At 71.5% G+C, this 7,285-nt stretch carries 6 protein-coding genes; 2 read left to right on the forward strand and 4 right to left on the reverse strand.

The annotated features are described in order from the left end of the window. Window positions 1-159: 159 nt before the first annotated feature. The 3 genes from ACIRVF_RS42810 to ACIRVF_RS42820 all read right to left on the reverse strand — a co-directional run bounded on the left by ACIRVF_RS42810 (window position 160) and on the right by ACIRVF_RS42820 (window position 3,916). Window positions 160-2,910 (reverse strand): DUF6493 family protein, encoded by a 2,751-nt coding sequence (locus tag ACIRVF_RS42810; RefSeq protein ID WP_402830642.1) that lies wholly within the window; start codon window positions 2,908-2,910, stop codon window positions 160-162. A gap of 374 nt (window positions 2,911-3,284) precedes the next feature. Further along, complete coding sequence (locus ACIRVF_RS42815; protein ID WP_402830645.1) at window positions 3,285-3,524, reverse strand: hypothetical protein; 240 nt, start codon at window positions 3,522-3,524, stop codon at window positions 3,285-3,287. Between the two features lie 8 nt (window positions 3,525-3,532). Beyond that, window positions 3,533-3,916, reverse strand: a complete 384-nt coding sequence (locus ACIRVF_RS42820) for a hypothetical protein (RefSeq protein ID WP_402830648.1) — start codon at window positions 3,914-3,916, stop codon at window positions 3,533-3,535. Between the two features lie 246 nt (window positions 3,917-4,162). On the opposite strand from ACIRVF_RS42820, the gene ACIRVF_RS42825 reads away from it, so the two are divergent. Continuing rightward, window positions 4,163-4,372: a hypothetical protein gene (locus tag ACIRVF_RS42825; RefSeq protein ID WP_402830651.1), complete on the forward strand. Its 210-nt coding sequence runs from the start codon at window positions 4,163-4,165 to the stop codon at window positions 4,370-4,372. Between the two features lie 709 nt (window positions 4,373-5,081). Here the strand turns inward: ACIRVF_RS42825 and ACIRVF_RS42830 are convergent. Then, window positions 5,082-5,516 carry an Imm63 family immunity protein gene (locus ACIRVF_RS42830; RefSeq protein WP_402830654.1) on the reverse strand — a complete coding sequence of 145 codons (435 nt, stop codon included), beginning with the start codon at window positions 5,514-5,516 and terminating at the stop codon, window positions 5,082-5,084. Between the two features lie 894 nt (window positions 5,517-6,410). Between ACIRVF_RS42830 and ACIRVF_RS42835 the strand changes: the two genes are divergently transcribed. Next, a complete protein-coding gene (locus ACIRVF_RS42835; protein ID WP_402830657.1) occupies window positions 6,411-6,596 on the forward strand; it encodes a hypothetical protein in 186 nt (61 codons plus the stop codon). The last annotated feature ends 689 nt before the right edge of the window (window positions 6,597-7,285 follow it).

A 7,285-nucleotide genomic window follows, 5' to 3' on the forward strand; every position in this document is an offset into this window, starting at 1 on the left:
GTTGAACGCCTTCGAGATCGCCTTCGACGGCCGTCTCTCCGCTGGCCGTCGTTAACTCAACCCAACCGAGTTACACCGTTCGCTGGACAGACCCCCTGCCGGGCATGACGCCAGCCGTACTGCTTCCCGATCGAGTTCCGGAACGGAGCCCTCCTCGCGTCACGAGGCGAGTATTCGGGCCAGCCGGGCGGCCTCCGTCCGGACGCGGCGGGGCGCGGTCGAAGCCATGAGGACGTCGAGGGCGGGCAGAGCCGTCCGGATGCCGTCCGCCGCCGCGCATTCGGCGGCCAGCGCGAGGGCGTCCGCCAGTCCGCGCACGCCCGGTTCTTCGGCGGCGAGCACGGTGATCAGGGCAGTGAGCACCTCCCAGACCGGCCGGCCCGCACCGCTGCGCGCGGCGTCGGCCAGAACGGGCAGGAACCGGTTCGGCTTGGCCGCCGTCAGCCGCCACAGCCCCGCGATCCACTCGCCGAGCACCTCGGGACGCAGCCGCCCGCGCGCGTTCAGGATCAGCAGGGCGTCCAGCGCCACGGTGCGGTTCTCCGCGCGGGCGGCCGTCAGCCCGTACACGAGCGCCAGGTGGTACACCGCTGCGGGCTCGCCCGGGACCTCGGCGAGCCGGGGCAGCCAGGGGTTGAGTACGTGGTGACTGGAGGAGTTCACCTGAGACACCAGGGAGGGCAGGCCGTGCGTGGCGACGGTCTCCGGGTGCCAGGGCGCCACCCAGGGCAGCTGAGCGAGCACGCTGGGACGCGGCGCCGCCATGCCGATGAACAGACCGGCTTCGGCCGGGTCGGGAAGGGCATGGAGCAGACCAGTGATGCCTTCGGGGGCGGGTTCGGCGGCGCGGACGAACGGCGCGATACGGGCAATCGTGTCGAGCACCCCGTACGGGGCGGCCCGCTCGAGCTGGCTCGGCAGCTGGGTGTGAAAGGCGTCCGGCGTGGGCGGCGGGGTGTCGGCCGGCAGCTCGCACCCGAGTTCGGCGGCGGCCGAGCGGGCGGCCGCCAACGCGTGCGGGGGCAGCCGGAGCAGTGACTGGGCCAGGTCGGCGGGCCAGGGCAAGGCCCCGGCGGCCCGGTGCGCCGCCAATCGCTTGGTGAACACCGTCGGATCGACGGCGCCATCGGCGGCGGTCGGGGTGGCGAGCAGCAGCGGCACCGGCGCCTGCCCGATCCGGGACGCGGCCTCCAGCACACGCAGCACCGGGATGGTCCCCGGACTGCGAAGGTGAGCGGGCCAGTCGAGCATTTCGGCGGCGTGCTGCGCCGCCGGGTGGCTGCGGCCGGTCAGGGCATCGAGCAGGCAGCCGAGTGCTTCCTCGAGGCGGTGGGCCTGCCAGATCGTGATCGGTTCGTCGTTGCGGCCCGCGGTGAGCGGAGCGAGGGCAGCGTGGAGGGCCGCGGCGTCACGGTGGTGCTCGGTGACGAGGGCGGCGAGGACCATCTCGAACTCGCCAGGGTCAGGCACCTGGTCGGCCATCACGGCCGCTAGCCGCTCGGCGAGGTCGAGCGGGCCGGCGGGTGCGGCGGGCAGCGCGACCTGGCCCATGGGCGGTGCGACGGCGTGCGGTTCGGCGGCTTCCTCCACCGCCGGGGCCTGGATGGCCAGCAAACGGTGGGACTCGGGCCGGAGGGCCGGGCCGAGGGCGACGGCGGCGCTGCGCACGGCTTCGGCGGTGGCCGGGGCGACGCCGGACAGGTGCTGGGCGGCGAGGCGCAGAGCGCGCTCCTGGACGGCCGGAGCCGGGTGGGCGAAGGCCACGCTGACGGCGGGCAGCAGGCCGTCCGCCGTGGCGGGGCTGCGGCGCAGGGCGGCGGCGGCGCGGCTCAGCTGGGTGGTGGCGAGGGTCTTCTCCGGGCGGGCCAGGACGGCGGCCGTCAGCTCGGTGAACACCTCGGCGGAGAGCCGGTGGTCCACGGGCACCAGCGCCGCCTGGGCGGCCTTGGCGGCGGTCGGTGCGCCGTCGGCGGCCAGCCGGACGTGATCGCGGGTCCGGGCGAGGACCTCCTCGGGGTCGAGCGTGAGCGCCGCGTACAACTGGAGGAACCCTCGCAGGTTGCCGGGCCGGTCGCCGCGCAGGAGTTTTCCGAGGCAGAGGTCGATCAGCTCGGCGCGGTCGAGCACGCCCTCGCTCGCCAGGGTGGTGAGCACCTTGGGCCACTCGTTGTCCGGCCCGAAGCGGGCGGCGTAGGGATCGGTGAACTCGGTGCCGATGTCCGGGACTTCGAACAGGCGGCGGACGAACTCGGCCAGCCTGGGCTGGGCGCGCAGCCAGGAGAGCAGGGTGTCGTGGTGCGGCACCGGCTCGCGCAGGCCCTGCTTGGCGAACCACTCGCCGATCTCGCGGTGGTAGGGGTAGCGAATCGAGTCACCCTCACGCACCCAGCCGATCATGTAGCCGTCGGTGGTGGGGAGTTCGGCGCCCGACCAGACGGCGAGGCCGTGGGTGATCAGCCACCGGTCGTGGTTGCCCCGCGCGGGCAGCCACTCGGCGAGCCGGATCGCGAGTTCGCGGTGGAACGCCTGGTCCCGGTGCGGTGAGAGCAGGGCCATCAGCAGGACGTGGTGGTCCGGGTTGGTGGAACCACCGCCGGGCAGGGGCCAGGTGATGTCGAGGAGCGGGCGGGTCGTCAGCCACTCGAGGGCCTGGGCGGGAGTGGCGGCGGAGTGGATCCCGGCGAACTGAAGCGCGGCGAGCTGGTTGTAGGCGGCGGAATAGCGGTTCATGTCGCCCGAGGAGAGCTCGCGCGAGAGCTCGGCGCGGAGCTTGCGCAGCGGAGCGCGCAGATGGCTCAACTCGGCGGCGGGCACGGGGGAGAGCCGCTTAATCACCCCCTGCGGAACCCCCGCGGAGATGAGGGCGCGCACCTCCTCCCAGCTGATCGTCCCGCTCTTGAGATCCGTCACGATGCCCCCTCTACCAGGTCTGATCAACGTTCGTGAACATAGCGCTCCCCACTGACAGTCGTGCGGCCGGGTTTCCCCGGGAGTGACCAACGGACTGTCAGGCGAGTGTGTGGTCTCAATGAACTTGCAAGATCACTAACGCTGCGACCAGCGGTGTTGCAGATTGGCTGAGACGGCGATGTCGGAGTTGATCACGGCCGGTGTGTCAGTCGGGCCCATATCTGCGCAGGTCGCTGTGCCGACTGCGGCCAGGTCCCGGTGGAGGAGCGCACCTGGGAGTACGGGCTTCATGGCCGGTGGACCCGCCGCCCCGGCGGCTGCTGCGCGGCGGTCTTCCGAGGTGGCGTGAGATGACGTTGTCGGTGGCGCGCGGGTCAGTGGTTGTTCCACTCCCGGGCGGGAATCGGTCCTTCCGAGGTATCACCCAGGCGCTCGATCCAGGCCGGGGCGGCGAAGACCGGCCGGGTGAGCAGGATGTCGCCGGCGCGCTGGACGCGCAGCAGGAGGCCGATTTCCCCGTAACTGTAGGTGCCTTCCTGGGAGAAGCGGATCTGCTTGTCCAGGCCACGGTCTTGGAGCTTGGCGTATACCGCGTCGTCGGTCGCCGACGGCACGCGTCCGGTCAGGCCAGGCCCTCCCAGCGGACCTGCGGACCGAACCGGGCGTCGACGGCGAGTGCAGCGAGCACGCCACCATACCTGTGCCCAGGCATGTACTCGTAGCCGTCGTCGATCTCCCCCGTGAGGGAGCGTCCTGGCAAGTCCGGCGGAACGTCGTCCGCTCCGGCGGGGCGGAAGTAGGCCGTGAGCATGTTCCCCCATACCCATGGGTCGGACGGGGAGTAGACCGCGCAGTCGCCGCTACTCATCCCGGGCCCGCGTCCCAACGCGGCGCTGACCTGCCCGCGCGTCATACCGAACCGCAGCGGACCCACCCCGACCAGCGGCATGGCCTCCCACCGCTCACGCTCGCTCTCCGCCAGCACCGACCACATCGAATCCGACACCCGACTTCTCCCGCTGTCCGCCCCTGGAACCGGCCACGCGGCCGAGCACGGCCGGATGCTACTCGGCAGCAACGACACCCCTGTTGGGAGGCCTCTGCCTTCATCAGGCAGCGCGCTCCAGGACTGTGCGGTGGCCATCCTCGCACCGCCGCCCGGGCGGGGTGGTGTTGTGCACGGTGCCGGCCTGGAAGCTGGAGGCTTTGTGGGACGTGTCGGGGTTCGATCGGCGGGGAGGAGGGCTCGCTGTTGGAGCTGACCGAGAAGGCTGCCCCGGGCCGGTTGGAGTGCCCGCAGTGCGAGCGGGACCGTGCCGCGAAGGACTTGGGCCTGTTGGTGCTGCCCGCTCTGACCAAGCGGGAGCTTGTGGCCGCGCTGGTCTTCGCTCCGGCTGATCCGTGGTGGGAGGACCGGGTACTGCACGCCAAGCTCTACCCGGCGAGGGGTCGGAGGGTGTGACCTGTTGGGTTGTGTGGGCGTATTTTGGCCTCTGATCGCTGGTTGTCTGGACCTTTGGTTGGTCCTGTTGGGGTGCCGGGCGAGGGTGGCGGCGGGCCCCGGGTTGGTGACTGTGTGTGGTGGTGGGTGGGGTTGGGGGTGCTGTCGGTCTGCTCGGCGGGTTGGAGGGGTTTTTCGCCGGGTATTCGGGCGGGAATTCCGTGTCGCTGTTTTGGTGGATTGGCTTCCGGTGGTGGTCTGAATTCGGGTTGGAATTGTGGGGGCGTGGGTGGTGGTGGGGTCGGTGTTCGGTTTGGTGGGGCCGGGCTGGGCCCTCGTCCCCGTATCTGCCGCCGGGTGACGGTCGGCTGGGCCGGCGCCGCGTCCGAGGCCAGGGTTGTGGACTGTCGCGGGGATGGCAGTGGGGTTTGCCGTGAAGTGGCAGTGGGTTTGTCACGGGGTGGTGTCAGTCGGATCCAGGGCCCCAGCCTGGCGCTTCCTGTTGCAGTGGCCAGTGACGAGGCGAGCCCTGCTCTATCCGCGACTGACGCCGTACGGCGTCCTGGGTGGGTACACGCGTCACGGACATCTCATGGCAGGCCACTGACGATCTCGCGGCAGACGACATCCGTCGCCGTCCGGGTGCCGGTCGGGGGCGTGCCCGGCTGTGGCCGCCGTCCGGGTCTCCCGCCGTTCGGACCGGTCCGCCGTCGGTGGCTTGGCTGAACGGTCATGTGAGGGGGTGGGCGTCCACGTCCTCCAGTCGTACTCCTGGGCATTGGGCGGGGATGCCGGTGCGGAACTGCTCGGCCCATTGGGCGTCGAGGCGTCGGAGCAGTTCGACTTGCTTGGCGAGCCAGCCGATCCGGGTGTCCCGGTCTGCGGGGAAGCGGTCCCGCTGTCGCAGCTCCCAGCGCATGGCCATCGAGCGGGTGGCCTTGAGGGCGACCCGGTGCAGGGCTTCGTTGAGGTCGTTGGTGCTCTGGTGGTGGAGCAACTGACCGCGCTCCTCCACGACCCAGTGGATGATCCCGTCCTGGACCCCGAGGTAGGGGCGGGCGCCGTCTTGGGGATCGAACGCGACCAGATCGTTTGCCGTCACACCGTCGAGGCCGGCGGCCATGTCACGCACGGCGGCCTGCAGCCCCTTCATCGTTATCGTCATATGGACGATGATTGCCTATGTGCCATCGCCCGGCGGCCCGTGGCTGGGTGGCCGTCAGGCCGCCCTGGAGGGTGTGCAGGAGGGCCTGTTGCCGGGGGTCGGTGGCCGGGGGTGTTGTCGCGCCCCTTGTCGCGCCTGCCTGTCGTGTGGGGTGGTGTCGTGTGCTGTGACGTGGGTGGATGCCGGTGATCCCCTGTGGGTGGTGGGGGCGCGACAGGTGGGCGCGACAGCCACCAGCAGCCGTTCGTGCTGCGTCCGCGGCTGCCGTCCGGGTGCGGGTCGTCGCCGCGCCGGCTGTGCCGCCGTCCAGGCCGGTGGCTCCGGCTGCCCGGGGTGTCCGTCGAGGCCGCCGCCGCGCCCGCTGCTCGGGCCGCCGTCCGGGTGCGCGCCGTTGGCGGTCGTCGGGGCTGGCCTTGTTCTGGTGGCCGGTGTTCGGCGGTTTGGTGAGGGGCTGTGGGGTGCAACACGGGGGCGTGTTGCGGGTCTGACCAGGTGTTATGTGGCTGGGAGGGCCGTGGGGCGGGTGTGTTGCAGTGCCGTGTTGCACGGGCCTGGGCCGGTCCGCCGGCCTCGGCGCCTCCCCGCCGCGGCACTGCGCTCGGGCCGCCGTCCTCGATCGCCGTCCAGGCTGCCGCCGCCCTGCTGCGCCTTGGCCGCCGTCGTGGTCGGCCGCCAGGCCGTCCCGCTGCGCCCGGTTCGGTCGTCTTGCCCGCCCGCGCCCGCCCTGGTGGCCGCCTGGCCGTCGTCTTGGCCGTCCCGGGCCCTGGGTTGCCCGCCGTCTCCGGGGCCGGCCTGGACGCCGTCCTCGCCCGCTGTCTAGGCCGTCGCCACCGCTGCGCCCTGGCCGTCCTGTCCGGTGTTCGGTTCGGTGGTGCTGCTCCGGAAATTGTTCCGTTGACGGCGAGCGGCATTTTCGGGGCGGCCTGGTTTGGCGGTCGTGGTGTCGGTGGTGAGGGCCGCAGGCCCCTTTTCGGCGTGCCTGAATTAGATTTTGGCTCGCTGCGCCTCGCGGGGCTTTCTGATTTCCGTCTGAAAGAAAGCGGAAAGGGAATTCGCATTCTCGCAGGGAAGGCGGTCTGATAGAGCCGCGATGGACGATGTGAGCGAGGCTGTCTGTTTGCGTCTCGCGCCCGCTCGAAGGCCGGTAGGATAGAGCCGTTCGGCACTCCAGGAAACGCCGCCGGAAACCCTTCGGATGCCGGTCCGAAATCTGTGGTTGAGGGCCAGTCAGAGCCCGCCGTGCGGGGTGCTCGTGAGGGCCCGCCACGGGGGCCGTCAGGCCGGAGCCGGACGGGCGGTCCGGAGGTGGCACCCCGAGGGCCGCAGGCCCCGCTCCGAGGGCGGCGGATGGGGCCGACAGCCCAGCAAACAGGCGGCCGGACCGGCCATCGGCCGGGACCGGGGGAGGGGCCAGGGGGTGAGGCTGTGACTGACACCGGAAGTCCGCGACACATCGTCACGCCCGGGGCCGCAGGCCCGGGCCGGCACCCCCGCCCGATCGGGGGAAGGGGCTACTACCCGAATTTCGCGTCACATCGTCAACGCGCACCCCCGGGCGCAGCCCGGGAAAGGCTGCCAGCAAACCGGCCCGTAGGGCCGTGAAAAACCCCGGCCAATGAGGAGGGAAAGCCGACCGATTGACGGGCCGTAGGCCCGGGACAATGCCCCAAGATTGGCGGAGCGCAGCGACGCCAGACGCCCCACCCTAACGGCGCGTGCCGCGCGCACGAATTCGCCACCGGCGAATTCCCTCAGCCACCCACCGCCCG

It is taken from the genome of Kitasatospora sp. NPDC101157 (genome assembly GCF_044768255.1).
In the GTDB taxonomy this organism is placed as follows: Bacteria; Actinomycetota; Actinomycetes; order Streptomycetales; family Streptomycetaceae; genus Kitasatospora.

Coding starts and splice junctions, on each gene's coding strand:
- ACIRVF_RS42830 (WP_402830654.1), bottom strand. CDS start 5,516: ATGACGATAACGATGAAGGGGCTGCAGGCCGCCGTGCGTGACATGGCC.